General features: G+C 64.7%; 14 protein-coding genes. 13 read left to right on the forward strand and 1 reads right to left on the reverse strand.

Annotated features, from left to right (window positions below; genetic code table 11):
• The first annotated feature begins 1 nt into the window (after nt 1).
• The 11 genes from ABQU90_RS00435 (at nt 2) to lpxC (ending at nt 14041) form a co-directional block, all read left to right on the forward strand.
• A complete protein-coding gene (locus ABQU90_RS00435; RefSeq protein WP_323517832.1) occupies nt 2-1477 on the forward strand; it encodes a UDP-N-acetylmuramoyl-L-alanyl-D-glutamate--2,6-diaminopimelate ligase in 1476 nt (491 codons plus the stop codon).
• Nucleotides 1474-2967 carry a UDP-N-acetylmuramoyl-tripeptide--D-alanyl-D-alanine ligase gene (locus tag ABQU90_RS00440; RefSeq protein WP_323521657.1) on the forward strand — a complete coding sequence of 498 codons (1494 nt, stop codon included), beginning with the start codon at nt 1474-1476 and terminating at the stop codon, nt 2965-2967. Before ABQU90_RS00435 ends, ABQU90_RS00440 begins: the two co-directional genes overlap by 4 nt.
• Nucleotides 2957-4042 carry a phospho-N-acetylmuramoyl-pentapeptide-transferase gene (mraY, locus tag ABQU90_RS00445; protein WP_055850927.1) on the forward strand — a complete coding sequence of 362 codons (1086 nt, stop codon included), beginning with the start codon at nt 2957-2959 and terminating at the stop codon, nt 4040-4042. Before ABQU90_RS00440 ends, mraY begins: the two co-directional genes overlap by 11 nt.
• A complete protein-coding gene (gene ftsW, locus ABQU90_RS00450) occupies nt 4042-5421 on the forward strand; it encodes a putative lipid II flippase FtsW (protein ID WP_055850929.1) in 1380 nt (459 codons plus the stop codon). Before mraY ends, ftsW begins: the two co-directional genes overlap by 1 nt.
• On the forward strand, nt 5418-6698 hold the full coding sequence (murG, locus tag ABQU90_RS00455) for an undecaprenyldiphospho-muramoylpentapeptide beta-N-acetylglucosaminyltransferase (protein ID WP_055850932.1): 1281 nt from the start codon (nt 5418-5420) through the stop codon (nt 6696-6698). Before ftsW ends, murG begins: the two co-directional genes overlap by 4 nt.
• Nucleotides 6695-8128, forward strand: a complete 1434-nt coding sequence (gene murC / locus ABQU90_RS00460) for a UDP-N-acetylmuramate--L-alanine ligase (protein WP_055850935.1) — start codon at nt 6695-6697, stop codon at nt 8126-8128. The genes murG and murC overlap by 4 nt, the downstream gene beginning before the upstream one ends.
• Nucleotides 8129-8184: 56 nt before the next feature.
• On the forward strand, nt 8185-9180 hold the full coding sequence (locus tag ABQU90_RS00465) for a D-alanine--D-alanine ligase (RefSeq protein ID WP_323521820.1): 996 nt from the start codon (nt 8185-8187) through the stop codon (nt 9178-9180).
• Between the two features lie 106 nt (nt 9181-9286).
• Nucleotides 9287-10144, forward strand: a complete 858-nt coding sequence (locus ABQU90_RS00470) for a cell division protein FtsQ/DivIB (protein ID WP_115553036.1) — start codon at nt 9287-9289, stop codon at nt 10142-10144.
• Entirely contained in the window at nt 10141-11376 is a 1236-nt protein-coding gene (gene ftsA, locus ABQU90_RS00475; RefSeq protein WP_003485272.1) for a cell division protein FtsA, read from the forward strand. Before ABQU90_RS00470 ends, ftsA begins: the two co-directional genes overlap by 4 nt.
• 284 nt (nt 11377-11660) lie before the next feature.
• Nucleotides 11661-12896, forward strand: coding sequence for a cell division protein FtsZ (gene ftsZ, locus ABQU90_RS00480; RefSeq protein WP_055850941.1), 1236 nt, complete (start codon nt 11661-11663; stop codon nt 12894-12896).
• Between the two features lie 233 nt (nt 12897-13129).
• Entirely contained in the window at nt 13130-14041 is a 912-nt protein-coding gene (gene lpxC / locus ABQU90_RS00485) for a UDP-3-O-acyl-N-acetylglucosamine deacetylase (RefSeq protein WP_055850944.1), read from the forward strand.
• 324 nt (nt 14042-14365) lie between these two features.
• Here lpxC and ABQU90_RS00490 read toward each other — a convergent pair whose 3' ends face one another.
• Nucleotides 14366-14812 carry a DciA family protein gene (locus ABQU90_RS00490; protein WP_082473545.1) on the reverse strand — a complete coding sequence of 149 codons (447 nt, stop codon included), beginning with the start codon at nt 14810-14812 and terminating at the stop codon, nt 14366-14368.
• Here ABQU90_RS00490 and ABQU90_RS00495 point away from each other — a divergent pair, their 5' ends adjacent.
• Together ABQU90_RS00495 and secA are read left to right on the forward strand one after the other, a co-directional pair.
• Entirely contained in the window at nt 14813-15757 is a 945-nt protein-coding gene (locus ABQU90_RS00495; RefSeq protein ID WP_055850947.1) for a M23 family metallopeptidase, read from the forward strand.
• Nucleotides 15758-15923: 166 nt separating this feature from the next.
• A complete protein-coding gene (secA, locus tag ABQU90_RS00500) occupies nt 15924-18662 on the forward strand; it encodes a preprotein translocase subunit SecA (RefSeq protein WP_323521658.1) in 2739 nt (912 codons plus the stop codon).
• Nucleotides 18663-18968: the final 306 nt, after the last annotated feature.

Consider the following 18968-nt stretch of genomic DNA (forward strand, 5'->3'; position numbering starts at 1 on the left):
CATGCCGCTGTCGCAGCTGCTGCCGGACCTGACGCTTGCGCGCGATGTGCAGGTGTCAGGCCTGGTGATGGATAGCCGTGCAGTGCGCGCAGGCGATGCGTTCGTGGCGATCGCCGGCTTCGGCGCGCATGGGCTGGGCTTTGTTGAACAGGCGCGCGCCAATGGTGCGGTGGCGGTGTTGTTCGAGCCGCCCGCGCCTGCCGATCTGCCGGCGCCTGCCGATGCGATCGCCGTGCCCGGCTTGCGTGCGCGGCTTGGCAGCATGGCCGATCAGTTTCATGGCCATCCGTCGCGCACGCTGCGGATGGTGGGCGTCACCGGCACCAACGGCAAGACCTCCACCGTGCAGCTGCTTGCGCAGGCGCTGACCTTGCTCGGCACGCCCACTGGCACGCTCGGTACGCTGGGCGTCGGCCTGTATGGCAGCGCCGTCCCGACCGGTTTCACCACGCCGTTGGTGCTGCCCACGCATGCGTTGCTGGCACAGCTGCGCGATGAAGGCGCGCAGGCCGCAGCGATGGAGGTGAGCTCGCACGCGCTCGATCAGGGTCGCGTGGATGCGGTGCATTTCGACGTGGCGGTGTTCACCAATCTCACCCGCGATCATCTCGATTATCACGGCGATATGGCGCAATACGGCGCGGCCAAGGCCAAGCTGTTCACGCGCGCCGGCTTGCAGGCTGCGGTGGTGAATCTGGACGACGCGTTCGGCCGCACGCTGTTCGCCTCGCTCGATCCTGCGCTGCGCGCGATCGGCGTGAGTTCGCGCGGGCAGGCTGGCGCCACGGTGCGCGCCGACGCACTGCAGCTGGATCACAACGGCATCAGCTTCGCGCTGCGGATCGATGCCAGCGTCCACGCCGTGCATTCGCCATTGCTGGGTCGCTTCAACGTGGACAACCTGCTGGCGGTCGCCGGTGCCTTGCACGCGCTGGACCATGCGCCGGCGCAGATCGCCCAGGTGCTGGGCCAGCTGCAGCCGATCCACGGCCGCATGAATCGCCTCGGTGGCGCGCATGGCGCACCGCTGGTAGTGGTCGACTACGCACACACGCCCGACGCGCTGGAACAGGCACTGGCCAGCCTGCGCTCGCATGCGCAGGACCGGCTGATCTGCGTGTTCGGTTGTGGCGGCGAACGCGACACCGGCAAGCGCCCGCAAATGGCCGCCATTGCCGAACTCAATGCCGATGTGGCGATCGTCACCGACGACAACCCGCGCGGCGAAGACGGCGATGTCATCGTTGCCGATATCGTGCGCGGCTTTGCGCGCCCGGATGCAGCCATCGTGCAGCGCGACCGCGCCGCTGCGATCCATCAGGCCATCAGCATGGCCAGCGCGTCGGACATCGTGCTGATCGCCGGCAAGGGCCACGAGCCGTACCAGGAAGTGGCTGGCGTGCAGCATGCCTTCGACGATGCAGTGGTGGCGGCGCAGGCCTTGCTGCCGCGCACCGTGCTGGGAGTGCGCGCATGAAGCTCACTCCGCTGTCGTTGATTGCGCATTGGGCCGGCGGCGAGCTGCACGGCGACGATGCCATGATCGATGCGGTCGGCAACGACACGCGCACGCTGTCCAACGGCAGCCTGTATGTGGCGCTGCGCGGCGAGCGGTTCGATGGGCACGACTTCGCTGCCGATGCGCTCGCGCAGGGCGCCAGCGGTTTGCTGGTGGATCGTTTGTTGCCCACGCTGAGCGTGCCGCAGGTGCTGGTGCAAAACACCGAGCTGGCGCTGGCGCGGATTGCTGCCGGCATGCAGCGCGATCGCGCCACCCGCGTGATCGCGCTGACCGGGTCCAACGGCAAGACCAGCGTCAAGGCGCTGCTGCTGTCGATCCTGACCGAAGCAGGGCGTGTCGATGGCACCACCGTCTATGCCACGCCGGGCAATCGCAATAACGAAATCGGCTTGCCGCTGGCAGTGATCGCCGCGCCCGACGATGCAGATGTTGCCATCTATGAAATGGGTGCCGGCAAGCCGGGCGATATCGCCTACCTCACCGACATCGCGCGGCCGCATGTTGCGCTGGTCAACAACATCGCGCCGGCGCACCTGGAGCGCCTGGGCAGCCTGCTCGGCGTTGCACAGACCAAGGGCGCGATCTATGCCGCGCTGCCGTCCGATGGCGTGGCGGTGATCAATGCCGACGATGCTTTCGGCGCCTGGTTCGAGCAGCAACTGCACGCACAGCCGGTGCAAGGCCGTCGCGTGTTGCGTTATGGCCTGCAGGCCAGCGCCGATATCACCGCACGTCAACTGCGACTGCAGGCCGACGGCGCGCAGTTCACGTTGGTAACCCCGCAGGGCGAGGCGCAGATTGCGCTGCCATTGCCGGGCCGCCACAACGTGCTCAACGCATTGGCTGCGACCGGCTTGGCGATCGGCGCCGGGATCGCGCTGCCGATCATCGCCGCTGGCCTGGCGCAGGCGCGCCCGGTGGCTGGCCGGCAGATCGCCCATCGCTTGCCCGGTGGCGCGGTGTTGATCGACGACAGTTACAACGCCAACCCTGGCTCGCTGGATGCGGCCATCGATGCACTGGCTGCCGCGCCGGGCGATGGCTGGCTGGTGCTGGGCGACATGCGCGAACTCGGCGCCGACGCCGCGGCACTGCATGCCGCTGCCGGACGTCGCGCACGCGCGGCCAAGTTGCAGCGTCTGTACGCGTTGGGCGAGCTCAGTGCCGCTGCCGCGCAGGCGTTCGGCGAGGGCGGCCGCGTGTTTGTCACACATGCCGCCTTGGCGACGGCATTGCAGGCGGATCTGGCGCAGGTCGCCGGTTCGCAGACTCAAACGCAGGAATCTTCTTTGATGCACGAACACACTGGTGCGGCGGCGCAGGCTGTCGCCACCACCGCGCAACTTCCGCCCACGCTGCTGGTAAAAGGCTCCCGCGGCAGCGCCATGGACCGCATCGTCGCCGCGCTGCTCGCACCGTCGGAGGATGCCTCACATGCTGCTTGAGCTGGCGCGTTGGCTACAGCAACTGGAGAGCCTGTTCGGGCTGTTCAACTATCTGACCTTCCGCGGCATTCTGGCGGCGTTGACGTCGTTGTTCCTGTCGTTGTGGATGGGCCCTGCAGTGATCCGCAAGCTGGCCCAGTTCAAGGGCGGCCAGCCGATCCGTCAGGACGGCCCGCAAACGCATTTCTCCAAGGCCGGCACGCCGACCATGGGCGGCTCGCTGATCCTGCTCACCGTCACCTTGTCGGTGCTGCTGTGGGGCGACTTGCGCAACCGTTATGTGTGGTTGGTGCTGGCGGTGATGCTCTGCTTCGGTGCGATCGGCTGGTACGACGACTGGATCAAGATCGTGCGTCGCGATCCCAACGGCCTGAAGTCGCGTTGGAAGTATCTGCTGCAGTCGATCTTCGGCCTGGCCGCCGGCCTGTTCCTGTTCTACACCGCCGACGTACCGGCGGCGATCACCTTCTACATTCCGATGTTCAAGTCGATCGCGCTGCCGCTGGCCGGCGTGAGCTTCGTGGTAATCGCTTATTTCTGGATCGTCGGTTTCTCCAACGCGGTGAACCTCACCGACGGTCTGGATGGGTTGGCGATCATGCCGACCGTGCTAGTGGCCTGCGCGCTGGGCGTATTTGCGTATGCCTCGGGTAACGTGGTGTTTGCCGAATACCTGAAAATCCCGCTGATTCCGGGCGCCGGCGAGCTGATCATCATCTGTTCGGCGATTGCCGGGGCAGGTCTGGGCTTTCTGTGGTTCAACACCTACCCGGCCATGGTGTTCATGGGCGACATCGGCGCGCTGTCGCTGGGTGCGGTGCTTGGCACCATCGCGGTGATCGTGCGCCAGGAAATGGTGCTGGTGATCATGGGCGGCGTGTTCGTCATCGAAACGCTGTCGGTGATGATCCAGGTCGCCAGCTTCAAGCTCACCGGCAAGCGCGTGTTCCGCATGGCGCCGATCCACCACCACTTCGAACTCAAGGGCTGGCCGGAGCCGCGCGTGATCGTGCGCTTCTGGATTATTTCGGTGGTGCTGGTGCTGATCGGCCTTGCCACGTTGAAGGTGCGCTGATGAACGACATGTCCCGCCAGGCCACACGACTGGACGCCATCGGCGGCCGTTATGACCCGTGGCTGCTCGGCGCGGCGGCCACGCTCGCGTCGCTGGGCGTGGTGATGGTGGCGTCCAGTTCGATCGAGCTGTCCGACAACCCGTTTTACTACCTGACCCGCCATCTGCTGTTTCTGGGCATCGGCGTGGGCCTGGCGTTCTGGGCGATGCGCACCGAGCTCAAGACCATCGAGCAATACAACCAGGTATTGCTGCTGGCCTGCTTCGGTCTGTTGATGGTGGTGTTCGTGCCCGGCCTGGGCAGCAGCGTCAACGGCGCCAAGCGCTGGATCAACCTGGGCGTGTCGAAATTCCAGACCGTGGAAGCGGTCAAGGTGCTCTACATCGTGTGGCTGTCCAGCTACCTGGTGCGCTTTCGCGATGAGGTCAACGCGACCTGGCCCGCGATGCTCAAGCCGCTAGGCGTGGCGATCGCATTGGTGGGGCTGTTGCTGATGCAGCCGGACTTCGGCTCGTCCACGCTGCTGCTGGCGATCACCGCCGGCATGCTGGTGCTGGGCGGGGTGAACCTGCCGCGCATGTCGATGCCCATCGTGTTCGGCTTGCCGGTGTTCGCCTTCATCGCGATTCTGGAGCCGTACCGCCTGCGTCGCATCACCTCGTTCCTGGATCCGTGGGCCGATCAGCTGGGCTCCGGCTATCAGTTGTCGAACGCGTTGATGGCGGTCGGCCGCGGCCAATGGACCGGCGCAGGTCTGGGTGCCTCGGTGCAGAAGCTCAACTATCTGCCCGAAGCGCATACCGACTTCATCTTTTCGGTGATTGCCGAAGAGCTGGGTTTTGTCGGCGTCTGCGGTGTGATCTCGCTGTACGCACTGCTGGTCGGCCGCGCGTTCTGGCTGGGCATGCGCTGCGTGGAGATGAAGCGCCATTTCTCCGGCTATATCGCCTTCGGTATTGGTCTGTGGATCAGCCTGCAGAGCTTCGTGTCGGTAGGTGTGAATCTAGGCATTTTGCCAACCAAGGGCCTGACCCTGCCGTTGATTTCCTCCGGCGGTTCGTCCGTGCTGATGACCTGCGTGGCGATGGGCCTGCTGCTGCGCGTGTCCTATGAAATGGATCGCGCCGAGCGCCTGCGCAGCAAGTTGTCGCCGCAGGGTACGGGTGCGCCATCGGCCGAGTCGGCCGAGCCGGTGGTCGAGTCGGTGCCGCCTGCCTATGCAGCGGGACGCAAGCCGCAGCGCGAGGCCGCTGCAGCGCCTGCACCCGTTGCAGCGGCGTCAGCTGCAGCACCCTCGGTGGCGCCGGCATCGGCCATCCTGCGTGGCACCAGCCGCATGCAGCCGCGTGTGGAACCGACCTTTGGGAGGATTGCATGAGTGTTTATGCGAATCCCTCGCAACAGCCCGCACAACCATCTGCGGGCGGTCGACCTGTCATGATTTTGGCTGGCGGCACCGGCGGGCATATTTTCCCGGGTCTGGCAGTGGCCAAGGTGCTGCGTGCGCGTGGCGTGCCAGTGACCTGGCTGGGCGCCGACGGCGCAATGGAAACGCGGCTGGTGCCGCAGCACGATATCCAGATCGACACGCTGGCCATCAGTGGCCTGCGCGGCAAGGGCGTGATCAAGTTGCTTGGCGCACCGGTGCGGGTGATGCGTGCAGTACGCGCTGCCGGCTTCGTGTTGCGCAAGCGACAGCCACGCGCGGTGGTCAGCTTCGGCGGCTTTGCGGCTGGCCCCGGTGGCCTGGCTGCCCGTCTGCTCGGCGTGCCATTGCTCGTGCACGAACAAAATCGCGCGCCTGGCATGACCAATAAGGTGTTGTCGCGTTTTGCGCGCCGCGTACTGACCGGTTTCCCCGGCAGCTTTGCTGGCGAAGAAGCGGTGGGTAATCCGGTGCGCGCGGAAATCGCCGCGCTTCCTGCCCCGTCCACGCGCCTGGTCGGGCGGGGTGGTCCGGTACGCGTGTTGGTGCTCGGCGGCAGCCAGGGCGCACGCGCATTGAATCAAGCCGTGCCGTCGGCACTGGCCGCGCTCGGGCATCCGGATGTCGAAGTGCGCCATCAGTGTGGCGAAAAGCTGCGCGCCGAAGCCGAGGCTTCCTATGCGCAGGCTGCGGTACAGGCGAGCGTTGAACCGTTCATTGCCGACATGGCCGCCGCCTACGCCTGGGCCGATCTGGTGGTGTGCCGAGCCGGCGCCTCTACCCTGGCCGAGCTGTGCGCCGCCGGTGTCGGCAGCGTGCTGGTGCCCTTTGCCGCCGCCGTCGACGATCACCAGACCCGCAATGCCGAATACCTGGTCGGCGCCGACGCCGCCGTGCTGCTCAAGCAGGACGACACCTTGCCCGTGCGCCTGCAGCAGGTCTTGCAGACCCTGCTCACCGACCCCGCGCGCCGCCTGTCGATGGCGCAAGCCGCCCGCACCCTGGCCAAACCGGACGCCGCCGAGCGCATTGCCGACATCATTCTGCAAGAGGCCGGGAGTGGTGAGTCGGGATTGGGGGATAGGAAGAGCTCAGATCAACCGCAGGAATACACCTCAATGCACGCAGACAAGCGCACCGACCAGGCGTCCGTCGCCGTTGGTGCTTCGCTTCACACGATTCCCGATTCCCGATTCCCGATTCGCATTTCCTCAGGAGGTGCCCAGTGATCCGCCGTCTGCAGGACAGTGGCGATCTGGTCCGCGCATTTCCGCGCGTGCACTTCGTCGGCATCGGCGGCACCGGCATGAGCGGCATTGCCGAGGTCATGCTGACGCTGGGCTATGAAGTCTCCGGCTCGGACAACGCCGACAATGCGGCCACCCGCCGCCTGGCCAAGCTCGGTGCGCGCGTGATGCGCGGCCACTCGGCCGCCAACGTGCTCGGTACCGATTGCGTGGTGGTGTCCAGCGCGATCCGCGAAGACAACCCCGAGCTGATGGAAGCGCGCAGCCAGCGCATTCCGATCATGCCGCGCGCGGCGATGCTGGCTGAATTGATGCGCTTCCGTCGCGGTATCGCAGTCGCCGGTACGCACGGCAAGACCACCACCACCAGCCTGGCCGCGGCCGTGCTGAGCGAAGGTGGCCTGGACCCGACCTTCGTCATCGGCGGGCAACTGCTGGCAGCCGGCGCCAATGCCAAGCTCGGTGGCGGCCAGTGGCTGGTGGCCGAAGCTGATGAAAGCGATGGCAGCTTCCTGCGTCTGAATCCGTTGATGGCGGTGATCACCAACATCGACTCGGATCACCTGGAAAACTACGGCAACGATTTCTCGCGCATCCAGGCGGCATTCGCAGAATTCCTGCAGCGCCTGCCGTTCTACGGCCTGGCCCTGCTGTGCATCGACGACCCGGAAGTGGCCGCACTGGCCGGCAAAACGCCGCGCCACGTGATGAGCTACGGCATGAGCGAAAACGCCGACGTGCGCGCCGAAGATGTGGTGCAGGACGGCCCGCGCATGCGCTTCACTCTGCGTCTGCCCGAAGGCACCACCACGCCGGTGACGCTGGCCTTGCCGGGCCGTCACAACGTGCTCAATGCACTGGCCGCTGCCGCGATCGGTTGGCAGCTGGGCGTGGAGCCGCAGACCATTGCGCGTGCGCTGGAAAATTTTGCGGGCATCGGCCGGCGTTTCAACGATCTGGGCGAAGTCACCACCAGCACCGGTGCGCGCGTGCGGGTGGTCGACGATTACGGCCACCACCCGCGCGAGCTGGAAGCGGTGTTCGCCGCCGCCCGCGGTGGCTGGCCGGACAAGCGCCTGGTCGTCGCATTCCAGCCACATCGTTACAGCCGTACCCGCGATCAGTTCGACGCATTCGCCGCCGTGCTTAGCACCGTCGATGCCTTGGTGTTGAGCGAAGTCTATCCGGCCGGCGAAGCGCCGATTCCCGGTGCCGACTCGCGTGCCCTGGCGCGTGCCATCCGTGCGCGCGGCCGTAGCGAGCCGGTCGTGGTTGGTCAGATTGCCGGCCTGGCCGAAGTGTTGCCGGACGTGCTGCAGGACGGCGATCTGCTGTTGATGATGGGTGCCGGCGACATCGGTTATGTGGCGCAGCACATCATCAATCACGGTTTTGTTGGAGAGCAGGCATGAGCGCGTCCTCTATCGGGACCCGGGACCCGGGAACCGGGACCGGTGAAGAGCAGATCGTGCAGCCCGCGTCTTCTGCTGTTACGGGTCCCGGGTCCCCGGTCCCCGGTCCCGCACCATCGCGAACCAGCGACCCCGCCGCGTTCGGCCGCGTCGCCGTGCTACTCGGCGGTACCTCGTCCGAGCGCGAAGTGTCGTTGAATTCCGGCAGCAACGTGCTGGACGCGCTGCGCGCGCGCGGTGTCGATGCGCAGCCGGTCGACGGCATTCCCGCACTGGCGCAAGCACTGGTCGCGCAGCGCTTCGACCGCGTGTTCAACGTATTGCATGGCCACAACGGCGGCGGCGAAGACGGCATTGTGCAAGGCTTGATGGAAGCCTTCGGCATTCCGTACACCGGCTCCAACGTGCTCGGCTCGGCGTTGAGTATGGACAAGATCCGCACCAAGCAGGTGTGGTTGTCGCTGGATTTGCCGACGCCGCGTTACGCGCGTCTGGCCGCCGGCGCCAGCGCAGACCAGATCCACGCCGCTGCACGACAGATCGGCTTGCCGGTGATCGTCAAGCCGGCCAACGAAGGCTCCAGCGTCGGCATCAGCCGCGTGTTCGATCAGGCCCAGCTCGAAGAAGCGGTGCTGCTGGCTGCGCGCTACGACGGCGCGCTGTTGATGGAGCAACTGATCGAAGGCGACGAACTCACAGTGGCCGTGCTCGGCGAGACCGCGCTGCCGTCGATCCGCATCGTGCCCAAGGGCCAGTGGTACGACTACAACGCCAAGTACGTGGCCGACGACACCCAGTACCTGTGCCCGGGTCTGGACGGCGATGCCGAAGCGCAGATCGGTCAGCTGGCACTGGACGCGTTCCGCGCCGCTGGCGCACGCGGCTGGGGCCGCGTCGATGTCATGCGCGATCGCAGCAGCGGCCAGCTATATCTGCTCGAAGTGAACACCGCTCCGGGCATGACCAGCCATTCGCTGGTCCCCAAGGCTGCGCGTCAGCTCGGCATCGATTTCGAAGAACTGGTCTGGCGCGTGCTGGAGCAGACGCTATGACGCCGGGAATGGGGAATCGGAAATCGGGAATCGGTAACAGCGGCCGCGTTGTCGCCGTTGCGATTCCCTATTCCCAATTCCCCATTCCCACACGCGGAGCGTGCCCATGAACGCCACCCTGCGCATCCTGGCCTGGTTGATCGCGGTGGCGCTGGTCGCGTTGCCGGTGGTGGCCGTGCTCAATGGATGGGTGGGTGCCGAGCGCTGGCCGTTGGCGAAGTTGCGAGTGTCCGGCGATTTCAAGCGGGTGCCGGCCGAAGAATTGCGCGCGGTGGTATTGCCGTATGCGCGCTCGGGCTTTTTTGCGGTGAAGCTGCAACAGGCGCAAGACGCCATCGCGCGCTTGCCGTGGGTGGAAAGCGCGCAGGTACGCAAGCGTTGGCCGGACGTGCTGGAAGTGCATGTGACCGAACACAAGCCGTTCGCGCGCTGGGGTACCGACCGCATGCTGTCCGAACAGGGCCGGTTGTTCCGCACCCCACCGTTGTTGAAAGATTTCAAGTTGCCGCAACTCGGCGGACCGGACAGCAAGACCCAGGATGTGGTGGCGCTGTACAACGAGTCGCGCGCCTTGTTCGCGCCGACCGGGCTGGACGTGGAGCGTCTGGAGATGGACGCACGCGGCAGCTGGTCGCTGGGTCTGAGTAATGGGCTGCAGATCGTGATCGGCCGCGACGATGCGCGTGCGCGCCTGCAGCGGTTCGCCCGCGTGCTGCCGCAGCTGGCCGACCCGCAGCGCCCGATCGCGCGCGCCGACCTGCGTTACACCAATGGCTTTACGGTCGAACGCGCGCCGGGCGAGACCCCGCACGACGCCAAAAAATCCAAGACCACTGCGCCGGCGACACCCGGCGCGCCGCCGGCTGAGGTACATCCCATCGCCGCGCGCTTTCCGCATCGCCTGATCGATCGTCTGGCCTCTGCGCTTCCGTCATTCACTCTTCAACGCAGTCTGCATACATGAATCGCAAAGGCGACAAATCCCTCATCGTTGGACTGGACATCGGCACCTCCAAGGTCGTCGCGCTGGTCGGCGAGTACTCGCCCGGCAATCCGATCGAAGTGATCGGTATCGGTTCGCATGAGTCGCGCGGCCTCAAGCGCGGCGTGGTGGTGGATATTGAATCCACCGTGCAGTCGATCCAGCGCGCGGTTGAAGAAGCCGAACTGATGGCCGGCTGCGAAATCCGCTCGGTGTACGCATCGATCTCCGGCAACCACGTGCAGTGCAAGAACTCGCCCGGCATCGTGCCGATCCGCGACGGCGAAGTGACCTGGAGCGACCTGGAACGCGTGCTCGACGCCGCTAAGGCCGTGGCCATTCCTGCCGACCAACGCATCCTGCATGCGATCCCGCGCGAATACGTGCTGGATGATTCGCAGGAAGGTATCCGCAACCCGGTCGGCATGACCGGCGTGCGCCTGGAGGTGCATGCGCATCTGGTTGTCTGCGCGCAGTCGGCCGCCGCCAACATCACCAAGTGCGTGCAGAAATGCGGCCTGCAGGTGGACGATCTGGTGCTGTCCTCGCTGGCCTCGTCGGTTGCCGTGCTGACCGCCGACGAGCGCGAGCTGGGCGTGGTACTGGTGGATATCGGCGCCGGCACCACCGATCTGGCGGTGTACGTGCAGGGCGCGATCTGCCACACCGCGTCGTTGCCGATCGCTGGTGACCACGTCACCAACGACATCGCGCACATGCTGCGTACGCCTACGCCGGAAGCCGAGCAGATCAAGGTGCGCTACGCCTGCGCCCTGGCGCAGCTGGCCACCGCCGAAGAAAGCATCCAGGTGCCGTCAGTTGGTGACCGCCCGCCGCGCCGTATGCCGCGTCATGCACTCGCGCAGGCCGTGCAGGGCCGTTACGAAGAAATTTTTGAAATGGTGCAGGCCGAACTGCGCCGCTCCGGCTTCGAAGAAATGGTGCGCGCCGGCATGGTGCTCACCGGTGGCGCGTCGAAGATGGAAGGCGTGGTCGAACTGGCCGAAGAAATGTTGCAGATGCCGGTGCGCGTGGGCATTCCGCAGCACGTGACCGGCCTGGGCGAAGTTGTCGGCAACCCGGTGCACGCCTCCGGCGTGGGCCTGTTGCTGATGGGCAGCCAGATCGAACACCCGCGCCGCCCGTCGATCCCGACCGGGCGCGCGGGAAGCTTGTTCAAGAAATTGAAGAACTGGTATCGCGGCGAATTCTGAAGAATCGGGAATCGGGATTCGAGAATTGGTTGAAGCAAAGGCAAAGCGGTTGCTGCAGGTTTGAGTGGAGAGCGGTGAGAGCGGGCAGGGCGTAGTTTTTTTGTGGTGACACCGAGGAAACAGTGGTTGGCGTGGAGGTGATTCGCTGTTGCGATTCCCCATTCCCCATTTCCCGGCATTCAAACAACAACATTCGCCGACATGCGGGTGTTGGGCTGGCGAACGGAGCAATCCGATTCCCCATTCCCGATTCCCCATTCACGGCATCTAAAAAGGACACTGACATGGCACATTTTGAACTGATCGAAAAGATGGCTCCCAACGCGGTAATCAAGGTCGTTGGCGTGGGCGGCGGCGGCGGTAATGCCGTTGCGCACATGGTCAACACCAATGTCGATGGCGTGGAATTCATCACCGCCAACACCGACTCGCAGGCGATCAAGAACTGCGGCGCCAAGTTGCAGCTGCAGCTCGGCACCAACGTGACCAAGGGTCTGGGCGCAGGCGCCAATCCGGAAGTCGGCCGTCAGGCGGCGCTGGAAGATCGCGAACGCATCATGGACGCGCTGCAGGGTGCGGACATGGTGTTCATCACCGCCGGCATGGGCGGCGGCACCGGTACCGGCGCGGCCCCCGTGGTTGCGCAGCTGGCCAAGGAAATGGGCATCCTGACCGTGGCCGTGGTTACCAAGCCGTTCCCGTTCGAAGGCCGTCGCCGCATGCAGGTGGCGTTGAAGGGCATCGAGGAACTGAGCCAGCATTGCGATTCGCTGATCACCATTCCCAATGAAAAGCTGATCACCGTGCTTGGCCGCAACGCCACCATGATCCAGGCCTTCCGCGCTGCCAACGACGTGCTGCAGGGCGCCGTGCAGGGCATCGCCGATCTGATCGTGCGTCCGGGTCTGATCAACGTCGATTTTGCCGACGTGCGCACCGTGATGTCGGAAATGGGTCTGGCCATGATGGGCACCGGTTCGGCACGCGGCGACGATCGCGCGCAGGCCGCTGCCGAAGCTGCCATCCAGAACCCGCTGCTGGACGATGTGAACCTGGCGGGTGCCAACGGCATCCTGGTCAACATCACCGCCGGCCCGGACTTCACCATGGCCGAGTTCGACGAGATCGGCCGCACCATCGAAGCGTTCGCGTCGGAAGATGCGACCGTGGTCGTCGGCACCGTGCTTGACCCGGACATGCAGGACGAAGTGCGCGTCACCGTGGTCGCCACTGGCCTGAACCGTGCGGTTTCCCGCCAGACCCAGCGTCCGGACCAGCGCGCGCCGATCAAGCTGGTACGCAATGCCACCACCGGCCAGCCGGAATTCGGCGACTTCGACACCACCAGCGGCGACGCGGTGTCCAAGGCCGTCGGCGGCAGCATGGGCCTGGGCCTGCGTCGTCCGAGCAGCGACTCGGTCGGCAGCAGCCACAGCGCCGGCAATGCTGCGCCGCCGGCGGCAGACCTGCCCAACGATTACCTGGATATCCCGGCGTTCCTGCGCCGCCAGGCCGACTGATGGGCGTCGGCTGCGTCGCTACGGCGGCGTAGCCCGTCCCACCCGACGCTGTTGTCGGGGCTGTAATGCCATGTCCTTTTCTGCCGGATCGGTCACGATCCGGCAGCTTTTACAATGGCAAGACCGGGGCATGACACCTTTCGTCACGCGCAACTTGTTAAAATTCGGATAATGTTCATCAGATAAGACGGTCGGTTCAGCGTCTGTCTGCATCGTTCCCCCAGACTTCGCATATGACCCAGCAACGCACTCTCAAAAACACCATTCGCGCCACCGGCGTCGGCTTGCATAGCGGCGACAAGGTGTACATGACGCTGCGGCCGGCCCCGGTCGATCACGGCGTGGTGTTCCGGCGTGTGGACCTGGAGCCGGTCGTCGAAGTCCCCGCCGATGCGGAGTTGGTCACCGAGACCACGCTGTGCACCGGTCTGACCTGCAACGGCGCCAAGATCCAGACCGTCGAACACCTGATGTCGGCACTGGCCGGCCTGGGTGTGGACAACGTCATCGTCGAGCTGTCCTCGGCCGAGTTGCCGATCATGGACGGTTCGTCCGGCCCGTTCGTGTTCCTGCTGCAGTCGGCAGGCATCGTCGAGCAGAACAAGGCCAAGCGCTTCATCCGCATCAAACAGCCGGTGGAAGTGCGCGAGGGCGACAAGGTCGCGCGCTTCGAGCCGTATGACGGCTACAAGCTGGGCTTCACCATCGAATTCAACCACCCGATGATCCCGGCCAAGCAGTCGCGCCAGGAAATCGAGTTTTCCACCTCGGCGTACGTCAAGGAGATCTCGCGCGCCCGCACCTTCGGCTTCATGCGCGATCTCGAGTACATGCGCGAGCGCAATCTGGGCCTGGGCGGTTCGATGGACAACGCCATCGTGCTGGACGAGTTCCGCGTGCTCAACGAGGACGGCCTGCGTTACACCAACGAATTTGTGCGCCACAAGATCCTGGACGCTATCGGCGACCTCTATCTGGCCGGCGGCGCCATCCTGGGCGCCTACGAAGGCTTCAAATCCGGTCACGCGCTCAACAACAAGCTGGTACGCGCGCTGCTGGCGGATCAGGCCGCCTGGGAATGGGTCAGCTTCCCCGAAGGAACCGAGCAGCCGCCGGTGACCTACGCCAGCCCCGTCTATGCCTGAGGCAGGCAAGACCCGCCGCGCAGCCTTCCGGCTCGTGCGGCCTCTGCCTGATGGTGATGGGCCGCTGCATGAGATCGGCTAAACGCCACCGCACCCCGCTGACGACCGTTCGCCGACTGTGTCTACCCCTTGGCTATGTGTCAGGGAATGCCGCAATCGGCACCGAAAGCGTGAACCAGGTCGGATTTGGGTTCCGTTCTTAACTCTTTTTTAAGACTTCTCTAACTCCTGCGGGCGCCATGACCGCTAGGATGCGTCGGGTCGTGCGTGATCTTCGCAATCTTTTCACGCACTGCTGGCCGCCCCGAAACGGCGGCAGGGACGTCACCGCTTGGTCGGCACGACGTCCTGCAATGATGCCAGTGCCTCGCGCAGACCCTTGTGCGTGGCTTCGGACACCGGCCGTGGACGGTCGCGGTTCTGCTGTGTTGGGGAATGCAGCGGAGTGCTTGCCGTCTTGACGGTCACTGCGGTGGCCTTCAACCCGATGGATCGGGCGGCATCAAGGAGTTGGGTCTCGGCAAGCCGCACCTTGGCATGCCAGATCGGCGAATCAACCAGAAAAACGAGCTGTTCGCCTCGAACATTGGCCAACCGGCAACGGGTGGCCAGATGGGGCGGTAACAGGGGGCGCAACTGCCGGTCCAGCGCATCGAGCCACAAGGCTCGGCGCAAGGGGTCGCCAGCCTTTTCACCCAGCGCGGCCTCGATGGCCTGCTGCGGAGCGGAAGGGTTACGTGCGTTGGACTTGGGCTTGGACATGACACTCATATGGCGTTAAAAAAAGTTGTAATCAAATCTCGCGAAACCCGGGCCCAGCGTGTGGCTCGACAGTTCCAGGGCTTTGCGTCGGATCGACCGATGGTGGTGCTCGGTGCCGTACTTGGTCTGGGCATGCTGATCGGCGTCGGTGCAAGCACCGCTACCGGCATGGTGACCAATTCCGCGCTGCAGGCCAAGGTCGCGCAGCAGCAGGCCGAGTTGGCCCAGGCGCAGCGCGCCTCGCAGGCACAGGTCAATGCACTGGCCGCACGCATGGGCGAGCTGCAAGCGCAGGCCACCCGCCTCAACGCATTGGGCGAGCGGCTGACCGAAATGGGCAAGTTGAAGGACGGTGAGTTCGACTTCGACGAACCGGTCGGCGTCGGTGGCGGCGATGAGCCGGTTAGCGACATGCCGGTCGAATCGCTCAAGGAGACGCTAGGGCAAGTCGAACAGCAGTTTTCCGCCTCCGGCCAACAACTGAACGTACTGGCGTCGCTGATGTTCGACCATCAGCTCGAGCAGAATTCGGTGCCCTCACGGATGCCGATCCGCAACACCTATATCACCTCGGGCTTTGGCGGCCGCGCCGATCCGTTCGACGGCGGTTCGGCCTTCCACAAGGGCGTGGACTTCCACGCCAACGTGGGCGACCCGGTAATGTCGGTCGCCGACGGCGTGGTCAGCTACGCCGGTGTGCGGGGCGGTTACGGCAACGTGGTCGAAGTGGATCACGGCAATGGCTATGTCACCCGCTATGCGCACAACTCGCGGCTGGTGGTGAAGGTGGGCGATCTGGTCCGCGCTGGCCAGCAGGTGGCCAGGGCCGGTTCCAGCGGTCGTTCGACCGGCGCGCACGTGCATTTCGAGGTATGGGCCGATGGACGTGTGGTCAATCCGCGCAAGTTCCTGGGCGATACCAATACACCAGTAGGGCGCCGAGGGCGCGGTTGACGAAGGCATGGCACGCTCCGATGGAGGTGCTTGATTCGTGAAGGCTCGCCCCAAGCTACAATAGGGTGTTGCCATGACAGGGCGCAGTGCGCCCTGTTTCGTTTACGGCGGTCGGGTCTTGGGGACCGGCGTCGGTCAAACCGTTCCTTTTCAACCGGTTTCTTCAATGATCAACAGTCTGCTTACCCGTGTCTTTGGCAGTCGTAACGAACGCCAGCTGCGCCAGCTCACCCGCCTCGTCACCCAGATCAATGCGCTGGAGCCGACGATCGAGAAGCTCTCCGACGCCGAGCTGCAAGCCAAGACCCCGGAGTTCAAGCAGCGGCTTGCCGCCGGCGAGTCCCTGGACAAGATCCTTCCCGAGGCGTTTGCGGTCTGCCGCGAGGCCAGTCGCCGCGTACTCGGCATGCGCCATTACGACGTGCAGCTGATCGGCGGCATGGTGTTGCACCTGGGCAAGATCGCCGAGATGCGCACCGGCGAAGGCAAGACCCTGGTCGCCACCCTGCCGGTGTACCTCAACGCGCTGCAGAGCGAGGGCGTGCACGTGGTCACCGTCAACGACTACCTGGCACGCCGCGATGCCGCGCAGATGGGCAAGTTGTACAACTGGCTGGGCCTGAGCGTGGGCGTGGTGTATCCGGGCATGCCGCATAGCGACAAGCGCGAGGCCTACGGCAGCGACATCACCTACGGCACCAATAACGAGTTCGGCTTCGATTACCTGCGCGACAACATGGCGCTGTCGCGTGCCGACCGCTATCAGCGCAATCTGCATTACGCGATCGTCGACGAAGTCGACTCGATCCTGATCGACGAAGCGCGCACCCCGCTGATCATTTCCGGCCCGGCCGACGAATCGCCGGAGCTGTACATCCGCGTCAACCGCATCGTGCCGCAGCTGACCAAGCAGGAAAGCGAAGAAGGCGAGGGCGATTACTGGATCGACGAAAAGGGCAAGCAGGTGCATCTGTCGGAGGCGGGCATGGGCCACGCCGAAGAACTGCTGATGCAGGCCGGCATCCTGGAAAACGCCGAAGACGGCCTCTACGCCGCGCAGAATCTGAGCGTGGTGCATCACCTCAACGCGGCGCTGCGTGCGCATGCGATCTATCAGCGCGATGTGGATTACATCGTGCGCGATGGCGAAGTGGTGATCGTGGACGAATTCACCGGCCGCACCCTGTCCGGGCGTCGCTGGTCCGACGGCCTGCATCAGGCGGTCGAAGCGAAGGAAGGCGTACCGGTACAGCGCGAGAACCAGACGCTGGCCAGCATCACCTTCCAGAACCTGTTCCGCATGTACAAGAAGCTGTCCGGCATGACCGGTACGGCCGACACCGAAGCGTACGAATTCCAGAGCATCTACGGCCTGGAAGTGGTGGTGATTCCGACCAATCGCCCGACCGTGCGCAAGGATCATCCGGACCAGGTGTTCCTCAACCGCAAGGGCAAGTTCAATGCGGTGCTGGCCGACATCGAAGACTGCGCCAAGCGCGGTCAGCCGGTGCTGGTGGGAACCACCTCGATCGAAACCTCGGAGATGCTGTCCGAGCATCTGCGCAAGGCGGGCGTGGAGCACGAAGTGCTCAATGCCAAGCAGCACGAGCGCGAAGCCACCATCGTGGCCAACGCCGGTCAGCCGGGTGCGGTGACCATCGCCACCAACATGGCCGGTCGCGGTACCGATATCGTGCTGGGTGGCTCGCTTGAGTCGGAGTATCACGCGCTGGGCGAGGATGCGACCGAGGAAGCGCGCTTCAAGATCAAGACCGATTGGCAGCGTCGCCATGACGCGGTCAAGGCGGCCGGCGGCTTGCACATCATCGGTACCGAGCGCCACGAATCGCGGCGTATCGACAACCAGTTGCGCGGCCGTGCCGGTCGTCAGGGCGACCCGGGGTCGTCGCGTTTCTATCTGTCGCTGGAAGACAACCTGATGCGCATCTTCGCCTCGGACTGGGTCCAGAAGGCGATGCGCATGATGGGCATGAAGGAAGACGACGTCATCGAAGATCGCCTGGTCAGCCGGCAGATCGAAAAAGCGCAGCGCAAGGTGGAAGCGCACAACTTCGACATCCGCAAGAACCTGCTGGACTTCGACGACGTCAACAACGATCAGCGCAAGGTGATCTATTCGCAGCGCGATGAGTTGCTGGACGCCGAGTCGGTGAAGGACAACGTCGATGGCATCCGCGGCGATGTGATCTATGACCTGGTCGCCCGCTTCGTGCCGCCCAATTCAGTGGACGAACAGTGGGACCTGCAGGGCCTGGAAGCCACGCTGGAATCGGAGCTGGGCATGCCGATGGCGTTGCGCGAAATGGCAAGCACGCAGGAAGAACTGGACGCCGAGCAGATTGCCGCCAAGGTGCAGATTGCGGTGGATGCGCACTTCGCCGAGAAGGAAGCGGCGGTGGGCAACGACACCATGCGCGCGCTGGAAAAGCATGTGATGCTGACGGTGCTCGACCAGGGCTGGAAGGAGCATCTGGCCAAGATGGATTACCTGCGCCAGGGCATCTATCTGCGTGGTTACGCGCAGAAGCAGCCCAAGCAGGAATACAAGAAGGAAGCCTTCGAGCTGTTCTCCGAGATGCTGGAGAACGTCAAGCGCGAAGTGGTCAACCTGCTGGCGCGCGTGCGCATCCGCAGCGAAGAAGAAGTGGCCGAGCTGGAAGAGCAGGAACGTCTTCAGGCGCAAGCACGCCTGATGGCCTCGCAGTTCCAGCATCAGGACGTAGGCGGTTATGGCGCCGACGAGGAAGTGGAGCAGATGCAGGGTGGCAGTGCGCCGGTACCGGTGTCGCAGGTCACCCGCGACGAACCCAAGGTAGGCCGTAACGACCCATGCCCGTGCGGCAGCGGCAAGAAGTACAAGCACTGCCACGGTCAGCTCAGCTGATGCTGAGCTGACCGTGGCGCAGCCCGCGAAGCGGGCTGCGCACCCGCTATTCGCAACGCGGATAGCGGGCTCACGGTATTGCTTCCGATCCCCGCGCCTTCGGCGCGCCCCCTTACCAAGGGGGCTCTACCTACGAAGGGATTCTTGGGGGGTCTCCAAAGTCCGGGTACGGAATGGCGTACGCGCAGGGGATACGTCTTCGCGTTTGATGCTTGCGCCTTCGGCATGCGCCCCTTTACCAGGGGGGGCTCTACCTACGAAAGGGATTCTCGGGGTTCTCGAAAGTTCGGGGACGGAATGGCGTAC

The organism is Xanthomonas sp. WHRI 10207 (assembly GCF_040202975.1).
Lineage (GTDB): Bacteria > Pseudomonadota > Gammaproteobacteria > Xanthomonadales > Xanthomonadaceae > Xanthomonas.